12 protein-coding genes are annotated in these 14,989 nt (G+C 60.0%); 8 read left to right on the plus strand and 4 right to left on the minus strand.

What is annotated here, in order from left to right; translation table 11 throughout:
- Positions 1 to 14 precede the first annotated feature (14 nt).
- The 7 genes from HMPREF2614_RS08790 to HMPREF2614_RS08820 all read left to right on the plus strand — a co-directional run bounded on the left by HMPREF2614_RS08790 (position 15) and on the right by HMPREF2614_RS08820 (position 8,989).
- A complete protein-coding gene (locus HMPREF2614_RS08790; RefSeq protein ID WP_038627509.1) occupies positions 15 to 2,630 on the plus strand; it encodes a glycoside hydrolase family 65 protein in 2,616 nt (871 codons plus the stop codon).
- Between the two features lie 416 nt (positions 2,631 to 3,046).
- A complete protein-coding gene (locus HMPREF2614_RS08795; RefSeq protein WP_070560739.1) occupies positions 3,047 to 3,787 on the plus strand; it encodes a succinate dehydrogenase cytochrome b subunit in 741 nt (246 codons plus the stop codon).
- Between the two features lie 19 nt (positions 3,788 to 3,806).
- Positions 3,807 to 5,825, plus strand: coding sequence for a fumarate reductase/succinate dehydrogenase flavoprotein subunit (locus tag HMPREF2614_RS08800; protein ID WP_038627513.1), 2,019 nt, complete (start codon positions 3,807 to 3,809; stop codon positions 5,823 to 5,825).
- Positions 5,825 to 6,574: a succinate dehydrogenase/fumarate reductase iron-sulfur subunit gene (locus HMPREF2614_RS08805; RefSeq protein ID WP_070560741.1), complete on the plus strand. Its 750-nt coding sequence runs from the start codon at positions 5,825 to 5,827 to the stop codon at positions 6,572 to 6,574. Before HMPREF2614_RS08800 ends, HMPREF2614_RS08805 begins: the two co-directional genes overlap by 1 nt.
- 40 nt (positions 6,575 to 6,614) lie before the next feature.
- Complete coding sequence (locus HMPREF2614_RS08810) at positions 6,615 to 7,013, plus strand: hypothetical protein (protein ID WP_038627515.1); 399 nt, start codon at positions 6,615 to 6,617, stop codon at positions 7,011 to 7,013.
- Between the two features lie 190 nt (positions 7,014 to 7,203).
- Entirely contained in the window at positions 7,204 to 8,553 is a 1,350-nt protein-coding gene (locus tag HMPREF2614_RS08815) for a DUF445 domain-containing protein (protein ID WP_070560744.1), read from the plus strand.
- 124 nt (positions 8,554 to 8,677) lie between these two features.
- On the plus strand, positions 8,678 to 8,989 hold the full coding sequence (locus HMPREF2614_RS08820; RefSeq protein ID WP_042388363.1) for a DUF2516 family protein: 312 nt from the start codon (positions 8,678 to 8,680) through the stop codon (positions 8,987 to 8,989).
- 128 nt (positions 8,990 to 9,117) lie between these two features.
- Here the strand turns inward: HMPREF2614_RS08820 and purU are convergent, their stop codons facing one another.
- The 3 genes from purU to HMPREF2614_RS08835 all read right to left on the minus strand — a co-directional run bounded on the left by purU (position 9,118) and on the right by HMPREF2614_RS08835 (position 11,408).
- Positions 9,118 to 10,023, minus strand: a complete 906-nt coding sequence (gene purU / locus HMPREF2614_RS08825) for a formyltetrahydrofolate deformylase (protein WP_038627519.1) — start codon at positions 10,021 to 10,023, stop codon at positions 9,118 to 9,120.
- A 17-nt stretch (positions 10,024 to 10,040) separates the two neighbouring features.
- Positions 10,041 to 10,811 carry an LmeA family phospholipid-binding protein gene (locus HMPREF2614_RS08830; protein WP_070560746.1) on the minus strand — a complete coding sequence of 257 codons (771 nt, stop codon included), beginning with the start codon at positions 10,809 to 10,811 and terminating at the stop codon, positions 10,041 to 10,043.
- A gap of 99 nt (positions 10,812 to 10,910) precedes the next feature.
- Positions 10,911 to 11,408, minus strand: coding sequence for a DUF2505 domain-containing protein (locus HMPREF2614_RS08835; RefSeq protein ID WP_038627523.1), 498 nt, complete (start codon positions 11,406 to 11,408; stop codon positions 10,911 to 10,913).
- Positions 11,409 to 11,493: 85 nt separating this feature from the next.
- On the opposite strand from HMPREF2614_RS08835, the gene HMPREF2614_RS08840 reads away from it, so the two are divergent.
- The gene (locus HMPREF2614_RS08840; RefSeq protein ID WP_038629319.1) at positions 11,494 to 12,669 is read left to right on the plus strand and encodes a UDP-N-acetylmuramate dehydrogenase; all 1,176 of its coding nucleotides are present in this window, start codon (positions 11,494 to 11,496) and stop codon (positions 12,667 to 12,669) included.
- A gap of 295 nt (positions 12,670 to 12,964) precedes the next feature.
- Here HMPREF2614_RS08840 and HMPREF2614_RS08845 read toward each other — a convergent pair whose 3' ends face one another.
- Positions 12,965 to 14,800, minus strand: a complete 1,836-nt coding sequence (locus HMPREF2614_RS08845) for a long-chain-fatty-acid--CoA ligase (protein ID WP_083300225.1) — start codon at positions 14,798 to 14,800, stop codon at positions 12,965 to 12,967.
- Positions 14,801 to 14,989: the final 189 nt, after the last annotated feature.

A 14,989-nucleotide genomic window follows, 5' to 3' on the forward strand; every position in this document is an offset into this window, starting at 1 on the left:
CTGGCTCGTGACAAATGGCTGAGAGAAAACCGGAAGGCATCATGGCCAACGATTCGACCACAGCAGCAGTCGACGAGACCGAGCGTGTGATTCCGCAGGGGCAGGGGCACGACGCGGAGACCGCCGAGGCTGAAAAACAGGAGGAGACGGTGTCCCCAGTTCGTCGTAAGCAGCGTCGCAACTTCCCGGCGGGTCGTGCGGATAAGCACCACCACCTGGTGAATGCCGAGGGACTCATGGACCGAGACATCACTCCGGTCGATGAGTGGCGTCTGATTGAGACGAAGCCGAACGGCCTCCCGCTCGGTTTGGGCGAGACGCTGTTTGCGCTGTCGAACGGGTACATCGGCATGCGTGGCAATCCGCCGGAGGGTCGTGACTCCAGTGAACACGGCACTTATATCAACGGTCTGCATGAGACATGGCCGATTAGGCACGCCGAGGACGCCTACGGTCTAGCCCGCCAGGGGCAGACGATTGTCAACGCTCCGGACGCCAAGGCAATGCGTCTCTACATTGACGATGAGCCCCTGCGTCTCGGCAATGCTGAGGTCAGCGACTACGAACGTAGCCTGGATTTCCGTGAGGGGGTGCTGCGTCGTCGGTTCATTTGGCGCACCCCGGGTGGCAAGCACGTTCGCGTCACCTCTGAGCGCATGGTGTCTTTCCAGGAAAAGCATGTCGCCGCGATGAGTCTGGAAGTCGAGCTGCTGGATGCGGATGCTGCGGTGATGATCAACTCGCAGATCCTCAACCGCCAGGACGGCGAGGACGAGTACCACGATGCCGCCAAGGCGCAGGGCACCGAACTGGATCCCCGTCGCGCCGAGGCGCTGGAAGACCGCGTGCTCATTCCAGCATTTCAGTCGGAATCGGCGCACGGGCAGCGCTCGACGCTGGGCTACCGCTGCGCAAACTCCGGTATGACCGTGGCCACTTCCATGGACCACACCTTTACTGTCCGCACTCCCGACGGCACGGAGCCGTTCGTAGAGGTTTCGCAGTCGACCGAGCCGGATGTGGCCAGCTCCCTGTTCAACCTGGATGCGCCGGTCGGCACTGTCATCCGCCTGGAGAAGCTGGTCGCGTACCACTCATCCCGCAAGGTGCGTGCCGAAGAGCTGGCATTCCGCTGTGAGCGCACCCTGAACCGCGTCGGACGCATCGGCATGCTGAGGCTGATGGAGAACCAGGAGGAGTGGCTCGAACGCTTCTGGGAGCGCTCTGACGTGGTTATTTACAATCAGCCGGAGATTCAGCAGGCAGTGCGCTGGAACATTTGGCAGATTATCCAGGCCGCCGCCCGCGCCGAATTCCAAGGTGTGCCGGCCAAGGGAATGACCGGCACCGGCTACGGAGGCCACTACTTCTGGGACACGGAAATCTACGTGACCCCATTCCTTACTTATACGTCGCCGCAATTCTCACGCAATGCCATGCGCTTCCGCTGGGACATGCTCGAAGCCGCGTGGGCGCGTGCCGATGAACTGGCGCACGACGGTGCCCTCTTCCCGTGGCGCACTATCAATGGTCAGGAGTCCTCAGCCTACTTTGAGGCCGGCACGGCGCAGTACCACATCGATGCGGACATCGTGTACGCAATGATGAAGTACGTCTATGCCTCCGGCGATGAGGAGTTCCTGCTCAAGGAGGGCACGGACTTGCTGCTCGGCACAGCCAGATTTTGGATGTCGCTGGGATTCTTCGATGCCGAGCATCGCGAATTCCAGATTCACAGCGTCACCGGCCCAGATGAGTACAACACGGTGGTGAACAACAACCTGTACACCAACGTGATGGCGCAGTATAACCTGCGGGTTGCGGCGGACGTCGTCAAGCAGATGAAGCGCGATCGCCCCGCCGCCTACCGCGAACTGACCAACCGCTTCGATCTCACCGAGCGAGAGGTTGAAGAGTGGGAGCAGGCCGCTGAGGCGATGTACATCCCGTTCGATGAGAAGCTCGGCATTCACCCTCAGGATGACCAGTTCTTGCTGCGCAAACGCTGGAATCTCGACGACCCCGAGGTTGGCCCGCTGCGCCCGCTGCTGCTGCATTACCACCCGCTGACGATTTACCGTCACCAAGTCATTAAGCAGGCGGACGTCGTCCTTGCGCTTTTCCTCATGGGAAATCGCTTTACGACGGAACAAAAGCGCGCAGACTACATGTATTACGATCCGCTCACCACTGGTGATTCCTCGCTGTCCGCTGTTGTGCAGTCCATTGTTGCGGCCGAGTTGGGCTTGCAGGAGCAGGCAATGGACTTCTTCCTACGCGGACTCTATGTGGACCTGGCGAACCTGCATGGCAACGCTGCCGATGGCGTCCACGTCGCATCTGCCGGTGGAGTATGGCAGTCCCTGGTCTATGGCTTCGGTGGTTTCCGTGACCACGATGGCCGCTACAGTATCGATCCGCGTCTGCCTGAAGACTGGAGTGGTCTGACGTACCGAGTCACTATTCATGGTTGTCGTATCCGGGTGACGGTGCGTGGCCGCACGGTGGAAGTCGCCCTGGAGGAGGGCGACCACCAGGTTGGACCGATTATGGTCGCGAGCCATGAGGTGATCATTGGTCCGGAGCCGTTGACCGTGGTGATGGCGAACTCGGATCAGAGCGAGGATTAGTCGGACGGCTTCGGCTGTACACGGTGCCAATGGGGGGGGATTGCCTGTTGGGGGGTGGCTGTTTGGGTTCTTTGGGGAATTCGGCAGGGGTAAAAATAAAGAATTTCGCAACATAATTATTGAGTATTAAAACCGTCCACCTGAGAAAAGTGGGCGGTTTTTTATTTTCGTGCTATTTATGTTGCGTTATTAGCTGGTTTGGGCGGGTGAAAAATCGGCAAAAGTCGGGGTAGGGGCGTTTTTATGGTGGGGAAGGGGATTTATACAGCGACGACATCAGAAGTGGCTAAAATGCGATAACCTGAGAAAAGGCGGAGAAAAGCCCTAGGTAACCTGTGAAAATCCCCACCCAAAAGGGGGAAAAATGTTTACCAGGCGCTGTGTGACTTTAGAGTGAATATGACACTGGAGGTGCCATGACTGTTAAAAGTTCAAACCGTGACGCAATCGCGCACGGCAAAATTAATGTAGAACCGCTGCGCGAGCAGCCTAAATACCCCTCATGGGCTCTGAAGCTGACCATGGCCGTCACTGGCGTGCTATTTGGCCTCTTCGTTATTGTCCACATGCTGGGTAACCTGAAAATTTTCGCTGGCGCGGAAGATTTCAACGCATACGCGACCTTCCTGCGCACTGTCGGTGCTCCGGCAGTTCCGAACGAGGGCATTCTGTGGATTTTCCGCATTGTCCTGCTGGTAGCTATTGTCCTGCACATTTTCGGTGGCCTCACCCTGGCTGCACGTGCTAAGCAGTCCCGCGGCAAGTTCCGCCGTCAGGGCATGGTGTCCAGCTGGAACACCTTTACTGCACGTTCGATGGTGATCACCGGCATCGTGCTGCTGGCCTTCATCATCTTCCACCTGCTGGACCTGACCATCGGTGCTGGCGTTGCTCCGTCTTCTTTCGAGCACGGTGAGGCGTACCAGAACGTGATTGCGTCCTTCTCGCGTCCGGGTGTTGTTGTTTGGTACATCATTGCGCAGCTCGCTCTGCTGCTGCACCTGTCCCACGGTCTGTGGACTGCTACTTCCGACCTCGGTATCACCGGTAAGCGCTGGCGCAAGGTTCTGCTGTTCCTGTCCGGCCTGCTGCCGCTGCTGGTTGTTGTCGGCAACATCTTCATCCCAGCCGCCGTCCTGACCGGTCTGGTCTCGTAGGTCGAGGAGGAAATTTACTATGACTAACACTGAAGCAACCGTCGCTGCGGACTTCCGCGCGCCGGAAAGCGTTGTCGACGGGGTCAAGATCGGCAAGGTTCTGTCCGATAACTCCCCGGGTGACAAGGTCTCCATGAAGGACCACTGGCAGTACCAGAAGGATCACGCCAACCTGGTTTCGCCGCTGAACCGTCGTAAGTTCCGCGTCATGGTCGTCGGTACCGGCCTGGCTGGTGGCGCTGCCGCTGCTGCCCTCGGTGAGCTCGGTTACGACGTGCAGGTTTTCACCTACCACGACGCTCCGCGCCGTGCGCACTCCATTGCTGCACAGGGTGGTGTCAACTCCGCTCGCGGTAAGAAGGTCGACAACGACGGCGCTTACCGCCACGTCAAGGACACCGTTAAGGGCGGCGACTACCGCTGCCGCGAGAACGACTGCTGGCGTCTGGCTGTCGAGTCCGTCCGCGTCATCGACCACCTGAATGCAATTGGTGCTCCGTTCGCTCGCGAGTACGGCGGTACCCTGGCAACCCGTTCCTTCGGTGGTGTGCAGGTCTCCCGTACGTACTACACCCGTGGTCAGACGGGTCAGCAGCTGCAGCTGTCGACTACCTCGGCTCTGCAGCGCCAGATTGGTCTGGGCAACGTCGAGATCTTCACCCACAACGAGCTGGTTGACATCATCGTCGCCGACGGCCGTTGCCAGGGTGCCATCATGCGTAACCTCATCAATGGTGAGCTGACCGTTCACACTGCTCACGCAGTTATTCTGGCTACCGGCGGTTACGGCAACGTCTACCACATGTCCACGCTGGCCAAGAACTCCAACGCTTCGGCCATCATGCGTGCATACGACCAGGGTGCTTACTTCGCATCCCCGTCCTTCATCCAGTTCCACCCGACCGGTCTTCCGGTCAACGCGCACTGGCAGTCGAAGACCATTCTGATGTCCGAGTCCCTGCGTAACGACGCACGTATTTGGACCCCGAAGAAGAAGGGCGACGAGCGCCCGGCCAACGACATCCCGGAGGACGAGCGCGACTACTTCCTGGAGCGTCGCTACCCGGCATTCGGTAACCTCGTCCCGCGTGACGTCGCTTCCCGTGCCAACTCTCAGCAGATTAACGCCGGCTACGGTGTTGGTCCGCTGAAGAACTCCGTCTACCTGGATCTGCGTGACGCAATTGAGCGCCTGGGCCAGCCGGTCATCAAGGAACGCTACTCGAACCTGATTCAGATGTACGAAGAGGCAATCGGTGAGGACCCGTACAAGGTTCCGATGCGCATTGCTCCGACCTGCCACTTCACCATGGGTGGTCTGTGGTCTGACTTCAACCAGATGACCTCCATCCCGGGTCTGTTCACCGGTGGCGAGGCATCCTGGACCTACCACGGTGCAAACCGCCTGGGTGCAAACTCCCTGCTGTCCGGTTCGGTCGACGGTTGGTTCACCCTGCCGTTCACCATTCCGAACTACCTTGGCCCGCTGCTCGGTACCGACCGCCTGGCTGAGGATGCCCCGGAGGCCAAGGAAGCACTGGACCGCGCTCAGGCTCGCCTGGACAAGCTGATGAGCATCCAGGGTAAGCACGGCGCTGAGTACTTCCACCGCCAGCTCGGTGAGATTCTCTACCGCGACTGTGGTGTGGCCCGTAACAAGGAAGACCTGGCTCGTGGTATCGAGGAGATCCGCGAACTGCGTAAGGCATTCTGGTCTGACCTGTTCATCCCGGGTGAGCCGAATGAGATGAACCAGCAGCTCGAGTACGCTAACCGTGTTGCTGACTACATCGACCTCGGTGAGCTCATGTGTGTCGACGCCCTCGACCGCGATGAGTCCTGCGGTGCTCACTACCGCGATGACCACATCTCCGAAGATGGCGAGGCAGAGCGCGATGACGCTAACTGGTGCTTCGTTTCCGCATGGGAGCGAGGCAACAATGGTCCTGCATGGGATCAGTCCGGTCACGAATTCATTCGCCACGCCGAGCCGCTCACCTTCGAAGCCGTCCCGCTCATGACAAGGAACTACAAGTAATGAAACTGCACCTTGAAATCTGGCGCCAAGCAGGTCCGAACGTCGAGGGACACTTTGAATCCGTTGACGTTGACGACGCCGTCGCAGAGATGTCGATCCTGGAGCTGCTTGACCACGTCAACTCCAAGTACGTCGAGTCCGGCAAGGAGCCGTTCGCGTTCGCATCTGACTGCCGTGAGGGTATTTGTGGTACCTGTGGTCTGAACGTCAACGGTCGTCCGCACGGCCCGGGCCAGAACACCCCGACCTGTCAGCAGCGCCTGCACCAGTTCAGCGATGGTGACACCCTGAAGATTGAGCCGATGCGCTCCGCCGCATACCCGGTCGTCAAGGACATGGTCGTTGACCGCTCCGCTCTGGACCGTGTCCTCGAGCAGGGTGGCTACGTCTCCATCAACGCTGGTACCGCTCCGGATGCAGATACTCTGCACCTGAACCACGAGACCGCTGAGTTCGCACTTGACCACGCAGCCTGCATCGGCTGTGGTGCTTGTGTCGCAGCTTGCCCGAACGGTGCTGCACACCTGTTCACCGGCGCAAAGCTGGTTCACCTTTCCCTGGTCCCGCTGGGTAAGGAAGAGCGTGGCAAGCGTGCCCGCAAGATGGTTGACGAGGTCGAAGGCACCTTCGGTCCGTGCTCCCTCTATGGTGAATGTGCTGACGTCTGCCCGGCAGGTATCCCGCTGACTGCGGTTGCCGCCGTCACCAAGGAACGAGCTCGTTCGTTCTTCCGCGGTAAGGACGACTAGACTCTTTCTCGATTAGAGTTTTCCAGAAGGGACATAGATTATGGCGAATGCAGTCAAGCGTTACCAGGGCGAAGAGCACTTCGTCGACGGTTACGTGCCTCAGAGCATGAATGCCGAATACTCCTCGCTTCACAAGAGCATTACCTGGATTGGCATGGGTCTCATTCTCGCCTCTCTGGCGGCTTGGGGTACCTTCATTTTCGGTCTCGCAACGACCGTTTTTGCCGACCAGACTGCTGCCTCTCACAGCAACGGTTTCCTGGCTAAGGATGCCGCCAACTACACCGACTACACCGGTGGTTGGAACTTCGACGGCAGCGTGTTCATGTGGGCTGGCCTGGTAGTCGCACTGGTTATGGTTATTGCGGGTGTGGCCTGCATCTCCATCGGTCGTCGTGACTACAAGGCTTACCGAAAGGAATTCGGCACTCACCACTAAAGGCTTGCCCCAGTTTAAAGGGGCTCGCCTCTAGGCGGATGCAACGCTAGCCTTTTGAACTAGCACCTCCACAGTTGATGCCACTGTGCACAGTGTGCTGGGGTGGGGAAGTACTGGGAAGTACCTCTCTCACCAACAGCGGACTGCGGCGCGGTGGCATTTTCGCGTTTTCGGCGCCTAATCTATACACATGGATAACAACCCCGCTAAGCTCCCGGCAGCTGTAGATACGGTCTCGGACCGTCTTGAAGTTCCCGGGCCATCACCTGAGGTTGAAGCGGAAAAACGTGCGCAACTGCGTAAGGCCAAGGCTTTCGCTACAATGCTTCTGGTCATCGCAACCGCTGTGTATTTCACATGCCGCGGTATTGAGTCTTCACACTTATCCGCAGGCGAAGTTGTGCCCGCGTGGGTGGGCTACGTTCGCGCTGCTTCTGAGGCCGGCATGGTCGGTGCCCTCGCCGACTGGTTCGCAGTCGTAGCTCTGTTCCGCCACCCGCTCGGCATTCCTATCCCACACACCGCTATCGTCCGCCGTAAGAAGGACCAGGTCGGTGAGTCCCTGGCGCAGTTCGTCGGAGACAACTTCCTGAACCCCGCTTTGATTGTGGACAAGGTGCGTAAGGCCGAGCTCCCTGAGCGTATCGGCGAATGGCTGGTAGCGCCGGGAAACGCCGACAAAGTGTCAGCAGAGGTCGGTAAGTTCACCGGAAATGTGCTGGAGGCGATTAATCCCGACGATGCCGCCGCAGTGCTGAAGTCAGCAGTCATCGACGAAGTTGCAGCTCCGGAGTGGGGGCCACCAGCGGGTAAGGTTCTCGAGCAGCTGATTGAAGAGGGGCGCACCGAGCCCATCGTCCAGCAGATGGCTGAGTGGCTGCACCGGAAGTCGCTGGGCTCGCAGAAGCTTATCGACCGCCTCGTCGGAGAGCGCGCCCCATCCTGGGCACCGAGCTTTGTCAACGATCTCATCGGCGACAAGGTCTATCGCGAGTTGGTTGATTGGACCTGGCAGGTGCAGCATGACTCTAAGCACGACGCGCGCCTGGCACTCCACCGCTTCCTCACGCAGCTCGCCATAGACTTGCAGAACGACGAGAAGACCATCGCCAAGGTCGAAGAAATTAAGACTGACATTCTTTCGTCCGCCGCCGTCACACAGGCGCCGGCGAAGATTTGGGCATCAACATCCGCAAAGCTTGTCGACGCTGCCCGCGACCCGGACTCCCTGCTCCGTCGGAAGGTCTCGGAAACGGCCGCCCGCTACGGCGAGCGGATCCAGTCTGATCCTGAGTTGCGCAAACGAATGGACCGCCGTTTGGAAGCGGCTGTCGTCTTCATCGCTGATAATTACGCGGGCGAGATTACCTCGATCATTTCCGAGACCGTCGAGCGTTGGGATGCCGATGAAGCTTCCGACAAGATTGAACTGATGGTCGGTCGCGATCTGCAGTTCATTCGCGTTAACGGCACAGTTGTCGGATCACTGGCCGGTTTGGCCATTTACACCCTGTCGACCTTGGTGTTTGGGGCTATTTAGCAGCACAACCCAGCACATCAGACGGTGTGCGTTAGCATGTAAAAAGCAATGCATCCCTGTTAAAGGAGTTGTTCCCCCGGTGCGCCTGTTACCATCTTTGCCCAGTCTTGCGGACTCGCCGCTAATGGCGATTTCCGTCTATGTGGACGTCCTGTTTCAGTTCGCCATTCCGTTTGTCATCGGCATCTTGGCGCTAATCGGTGCGGTGCTTGTCATCACCACCCGCGCGGATGCCTTTGACGCTGCAGACCGCAAGAGCCGCAACGTCTGGGCCGGCATGCTGGTCGGTTCGGCTATCTTCCTGCTCCTGCCGTGGCTGGGCTGGGCAATGCTGGGCATCCCGCTGATTGCCGGGCTAGTCATCACGGGTATTTACTGGTTGGATGTCCGCCCACAGATCAAGGACATTTTGTCGAACGCTCAGGGCGGTTATTAGTCCCGGGCGGGTGCTAGGCTGCACTACTGAGAAAGTGTCTGGGTTTATGACAGTTTCTGGGGGAAAAACCCGGTTATTTTGTCATAACCCCAGACACTTTCTTTTTTTGGGGCTGGTTCCCTGAAAACCTACTGGAACACCACGGTGCGGTTGCCGTAAACCTGCACACGGTCCTCCAGGTGCCAGCGCAAACCGCGGGCGAGGACCTGCTTCTCCGCATCGCGCCCCTCACGCTGCATGTCCGCAGCGGTGTACTTGTGGGAGACACGCATGACGTCCTGCTCAATAATCGGACCATCGTCGAGGTCCTCAGTGGCGTAGTGGCAGGTGGCACCGATGAGCTTCACACCACGTCGATAAGCCTGCAGGTACGGGCGCGCGCCCATGAACGACGGCAGGAAGCTGTGGTGGATATTGATCGCGCGGCCTTCCCACTTCTCGCACAGATCCGGCGGCAGAATCTGCATGAAACGTGCGAGCACGATGGCATCCGGGTTTTCGGCGTCGACAATCTCGGCGACCTCATCGAATGCCTTACGCTTGCCGACGGCATCCTTGGGGAAGGGCACGTGGTGGAAAGGAATGTCATACGCTGCGACCAGTGGCTCCAGATCGCGGTGGTTGCCAACTACTGCAGCGATTTCCATCGGGTAGTCCGACTGTGCGACGCGGCCGAGCAGATCCTGCAGGCAGTGGCCTTCCTTGGTCACCAGGATGACAGCGCGCTTCGGGACAGCGTTGTCGGTGACCTTCCAGCGGACCTCAGGGCCCCAATCGCCGATGAGCTCAGCGAACTTCTCGCGCAGCTCTTCTACAGTCAGGTCGAGCGCGTCGGCGCGGACCGCCTGGCGAGTGAAAAACCATCCGGTCTCCGGGTCGGAGAAAAAGTCCGCCTCGGTAATCCACGCACCAATGTCGGACAGGAAGGTCGACAGGGTGGAAACGATACCGGTACGGTCTGGACAGCCGAGCGAGAAGATGTACTGGCGCTCGGTGGGAGTACCGCTTTTTGCGGTGATGAGAGAGCGAGTCATTCTCGGTATCTTACCTGCTAGCTAAAGGTAAGTTCGCTCACGGTCGACAAAGGCAGATTTGCGCCCGTCAGTGTCAACGCCAGGCCCTCCCCGGTGACGTGCGCTTCCTCCACCTGCATGCCGTGGCCGATGTCGTAGCTCAACAGCGTACCGCTCGCTTCTCCCAGCCAGCCGGCCAGGCCATCGAGGTTTAAGCCGAGGATTGAGCCGCCCTCCAGGTTGATTTCGATATGACCGCCGTTGGCAATCGGGCGGAACTTGGAGGTCGCAAATCCGGAGGCGAATTCAATGTTGAACAGGCCTTCGTCCGGCAGCGGCGTGATTGTGGAAGCGCGTACACCGCTTTCCCGGTTAATCAGCGCCTGCAGCAGCTGAGGTGGGATCGTGACATCTACTCGCAGCGACTCTGCCGTCGGATCCGCGCGATTGCTCAGATCCACGTTTTCCAGGTGCACTTCCGCTGCCGGGTCACCGTTGATCTCCGGTGCGCCACCCAGCGCCTCCGGGTTCTTGACCTCCAGTGTGTTCGGAGTGGACAGATCCATCGAGGGCACCGACTTCGTGGCCAAGGCGAGCAGCATCGGGCGGGTGCCGAAAGAAACCTTGGGGTCCTCAGTGACCGTCGCACCACGCTCCTCGGCGGAGGTGCGGTAACCGTCGGAAATCTCCTTGCTCACGAACATCCGGACGCCGATTTCGCTGGCAATCGCAATAAGCGCCACCACGATGATGACACCGAGGACGGTGGGCAGGACTTTGACGCTCGAAGAGCGTTTAGCAGAACTCATGGTTCCCAGTCTTGCTTAACGACGGCTCCGTCGCTACCACCTTTCTTCGCCAGGTATCCGTCCCTCGGTGTCGCCCCGGAGTGCCCCCCGGTGCGCAACCTACTTAGCGACGTAGTCCGCCAGTACCGCGGTCTCAGCGTTGAGGACGCGCTCCAGGTACGGAGCTGCCTTCTCCTCGAGCTTGCCACCGAGCAGCGGCACGTTGATGGCGAACTCGGAGTTGGTGGTCAGCACTGCACCTTCGCCCTGGGCGGTGAGCTTCTGGGACGCACTGAAGGACGCCGGTACGCCCGAGGCTTCTGTGGTCACGGTGGAGGTCGCGCCGTCGTCGTTAAGCGGGCTGATGACGAACGTGCGCGTCATGCCGACCCCGGACTTAACGAACTTCTGCGCCTGCGCCGGAATCTTGTCGGCAGCGACGGTCTGGCGAATCACGACGGTGGTGCCAGCGTCGGTGGTCTCGAACTTTTCCACCTTGCCGTCAGCTGCCGAGAAACGGTTCGCGACCTTCTCCCAGAAACCGGCGTCGGTGAGGGCCTCGTAAACCTTCTCAATCGGCTGGTCGAAGTTGACGGTGTGCGTGTTAGTCGTAGTCATGCGCTTGATGATACGTAATTTGCACTACGCTAGGGGCGTGGAAAATCTCGACCAATCGCCGAACCCAATTCACCTGACCTCCGACATGGAAGAAGCCATCGATGGGCTTGCGGGGCTAGAGGGGGTGGAGCTCAGCACGCGTACCGCTTTCTCGGATCTGACGACGCTCCGCCTCGGCGGGGTGCCGCGTGCCGTCGTCCGGTGTAGCACGACGGACGCTGTGGTCGATGTTGTACGCACGCTTGACGACGCTAACGTGCCCCTCCTCATCGTGGGAGGCGGATCCAACCTGGTGGTAGCCGATGAACTCGAGCCGCTGGTGGCTGTGGTGATTGAGGCTGACAACGTGACCATGAGCACTCGCGGACACGGGTTGGAGTCCGTGTCGGCAATCGTGGAGGCCGAGGCCGGTGCAGTCTGGGACGAGGTCGTGGAGATGAGTGTCGACGCCGGTTTTGGCGGCCTGGAATGCCTGTCGGGTATTCCGGGATCGGCCGGAGCCACGCCGGTGCAAAATGTTGGTGCCTACGGTGCTGAGGTATCGCAGGTTCTGGACGCGGTGCAGCTTTACGATCGCGCAACCGGCTCGGTCGAGTGGGTGGAACCGGAGTCCCTCGACCTTTCCTACCGCTACTCGAACCTGAAGTTCACCGCACGGGCAGTGGTGCTGGCCGTGCGGTTCGAGCTCAGCGTGGATGGGATGTCCGCGCCACTTCGCTATGGCGAACTGGCGCGGCGCCTGGGCGTCGACGAGGCCGAGGCTGCGGCTGGCGAGATTCGCAGGCCGGCTGAGCTGGTGCGCGAAAAGGTGCTTGAGCTGCGCCGGGGCAAGGGCATGGTTCTCGAATATGCTGACCGCGATACCTGGTCGGCGGGTTCTTTCTTTACCAACCCGATCATTCCGGAGAACTCGGTGGAAACCGTGCGTGCAAAGGTTGCCGCGCTGCGTGGGACCGATGAGGCCGCGAATATGCCCGCTTTCCCCGCTGGCCCCGGCCACGAGGGGGCCGTGAAGCTCTCGGCGGCGTGGCTTATCGAGCGCGCCGGGTTCCCCAAGGGCTACCCCGGGGACGGTGCGCCCGCACGACTGTCGACTAAGCACACTCTTGCCCTGACCAACCGCGGGATGTCCGGGGATGGTACGCCCACGACCGCCGCCGACTTGGTGGCTTTGGCGCGCGATGTGCGCGCTGGTGTGGAAAAGGCATTCGGCGTGACCCTGGTGCCCGAGCCGGTGTGGGTCGGCGTGAGCATTGATTAGGCCCGCGGCGGGTGGCTGATGGCCAGGGGGGCTGGAGAGGCTGGCGTGACTGATGGGGCCGCTGGGGCTGACAGAACCACTGAGTAGTCCTCAGCTTGCGCTCCCGGGCCTTCTCTCAATGGGCGGGGATAGAGAAAGTGACTAGGTTTATGACGCGTGAATTGCATTTACCCGCAGTTTTTTGCCATAAACCTAGTCACTAAGTCTGGGGGGAGGGAGCCGGGAATCCGCCTTAAGGGGAAGGGAGGAGCCAGCTCTACCCAGGCTCCTATCCCGGCTATAAACCCACCGTGAACTAATGGTGCTTGCGGTGGGAAAGCGAATCCACGCTCTGGCCCTTCTGCTCCAGCTGCGTGAGCAGCACGTCGCGGACATCGCGGCGGCGGACCTTGCCCATCTGGTCGTGAGGTAGTTCCTCCAGGTGGAAGAATGCGCGCGGCACCTTGTACCGGGTCAGGTTTTCGTAGCAGTGGTCGCGGTAGGCGTCGGAATCCAGTCGGGCGTAGTCAGCAAGGGTGATCGCGGCCACGACCATCTCGGAACCGTCGCTCTTTGGCAGGCCGACGACCGTGGCATCGGTGATATCCGGGTGGGAGAGCAGTACTTCCTCGACCTCGGCCGGGTAGACATTGAAGCCACCGGTGATGATGACTTCCTTGATGCGGGCAACCAACTTGATGAAGCCGTCCGACTCCATGACTCCGACATCGCCGGTGCGGTACCAACGGTCGCCAGCGGGTAGCTCAGCAGGCCCATCGGTAAAGGACTTCTCCGTTGCCTCGGGGAGGTTGAGATAACCGGCGAAAACCTGTGGGCCTCGGACGATGACCTCGCCCTCCTCGCCGTCAGCGCGGAGTCTGGTGGGATCATCGGGGTCAACGATGGCGACCTCGGTGTCAGGGAACGGCAGGCCAACGTATCCCGGGCGGCGGTTACCGTCCATCGGGTTGCCGACGATAATCGGAGAGGTTTCGGTGAGGCCGTAGCCTTCGACAAGGCGACCACCAGTGAGCTTCTCCCACTTCTGCACGAGGGAAACCGGCAGGGTAGCGGCGCCACAGAAGGCGAACTTCACGCCGGAGAGGTCGACATTATCCCGCTCGGCCGCTTCGACAATTTTCTCGTAGAGGGTCGGCACACCAGGAACCCATGTTGGGCGATTGTTCTTCATCACCTTCATGATCAGCGGAATCTCCGGTGACGGCACCAGCACCAGTTCAGCGCCAATCAGCATGGACAAGTTAGTGACAATGGTCAGGCCGTAGGCGTGGAACATCGGCAGGATGCCAAGGGAGATTTCCCGCTCCTTGCCAAGGCCCGGTACCCAGGCCTTACCCTGCAGAATGTTGGCGACCAGCCCGCGGTGGCTCAGCTGCGCGCCCTTCGGCGAGCCCGTGGTGCCAGAGGTGTACATCATCACTGCAGTGTCATCGGCAGTGATGGACTCATCGGCCTGGAGGTCGTGGCCGTCTCCGCCGACGGCGTCGTGAAGCAAAGCATCAAAACCCATGACCTGCGGTGCGGAGGAGTGCAGCTTAGCGCGGGCGGCGCGGAGTTTCGGCAGCGGGATCGACAGGGCGGTGCGCATGACAAACGGCAGATCCTGCAGCATGTTGACCGCAATGATGGTCTCGAGCGGGGTGTTGCTGCGAAGGTCTTCAAGTACGGGGACGATCTTGTCCCAGCAGATGGCAAAGCGGGCACCGTGGTCGTTGAACGGATGGCGCAGCTCGTGGGCGGTGTAGAGGGGGTTGTGCTCTACGGCAACAGCGCCGAGGTGCAGAACTGCCCAGTAGGCGATGACGTGCTGCGGGCAGTTCGGCATGAGCAGTGCCACGCGATCGCCTTTGCGTACACCGAGTGCGCGCAGGCCGGCGGCAACGCTGCGAACCTTGGCATCCAGCTCGGCATAGGAGGTGGAGCGACCGAAGAAGGTCAGTGCCTTGCGGCGCGGGTGGTTGCTCAGAGTGTGGCGGTAGACATCTAGGAGGGTGTCGAAGTTGTAGGCGATGTGGGGTGGGGTCCACTCCGGATACAGGTTCAGCCAGGCTTTGGAAACCGCAGCGTTGGGTGTGGAACCGTGAGCTGGGGCAGAGTCATTTTCAGCGCGCGAGCTGGATGTATCGGCCATGGGGTCCTCCTAGTTTTTGTGTGTGACCTGACCACGTCGTGAGGTGATAATAACTTACGACGTAGTAGGTATCGACCCCTATTGTGCCGTACGTCGCACTGCATTGTCAGGATTTCTATACACGTATTTGAGGTACTCATTTGCGGGGTTGCCCTTGGAATAGGCACTCTGGGCAGTATGACCGAAACA

It is taken from the genome of Corynebacterium sp. HMSC074C11 (assembly GCF_001809455.1).
Classification (GTDB): domain Bacteria; phylum Actinomycetota; class Actinomycetes; order Mycobacteriales; family Mycobacteriaceae; genus Corynebacterium; species Corynebacterium amycolatum.

Coding starts and splice junctions, on each gene's coding strand:
- HMPREF2614_RS08790 (WP_038627509.1), top strand. CDS start 15: ATGGCTGAGAGAAAACCGGAAGGCATCATGGCCAACGATTCGACCACA.
- HMPREF2614_RS08795 (WP_070560739.1), top strand. CDS start 3,047: ATGACTGTTAAAAGTTCAAACCGTGACGCAATCGCGCACGGCAAAATT.
- HMPREF2614_RS08800 (WP_038627513.1), top strand. CDS start 3,807: ATGACTAACACTGAAGCAACCGTCGCTGCGGACTTCCGCGCGCCGGAA.
- HMPREF2614_RS08805 (WP_070560741.1), top strand. CDS start 5,825: ATGAAACTGCACCTTGAAATCTGGCGCCAAGCAGGTCCGAACGTCGAG.
- HMPREF2614_RS08810 (WP_038627515.1), top strand. CDS start 6,615: ATGGCGAATGCAGTCAAGCGTTACCAGGGCGAAGAGCACTTCGTCGAC.
- HMPREF2614_RS08815 (WP_070560744.1), top strand. CDS start 7,204: ATGGATAACAACCCCGCTAAGCTCCCGGCAGCTGTAGATACGGTCTCG.
- HMPREF2614_RS08820 (WP_042388363.1), top strand. CDS start 8,678: ATGGCGATTTCCGTCTATGTGGACGTCCTGTTTCAGTTCGCCATTCCG.
- purU (WP_038627519.1), bottom strand. CDS start 10,023: ATGACTCGCTCTCTCATCACCGCAAAAAGCGGTACTCCCACCGAGCGC.
- HMPREF2614_RS08830 (WP_070560746.1), bottom strand. CDS start 10,811: ATGAGTTCTGCTAAACGCTCTTCGAGCGTCAAAGTCCTGCCCACCGTC.
- HMPREF2614_RS08835 (WP_038627523.1), bottom strand. CDS start 11,408: ATGACTACGACTAACACGCACACCGTCAACTTCGACCAGCCGATTGAG.
- HMPREF2614_RS08840 (WP_038629319.1), top strand. CDS start 11,494: ATGGAAGAAGCCATCGATGGGCTTGCGGGGCTAGAGGGGGTGGAGCTC.
- HMPREF2614_RS08845 (WP_083300225.1), bottom strand. CDS start 14,800: ATGGCCGATACATCCAGCTCGCGCGCTGAAAATGACTCTGCCCCAGCT.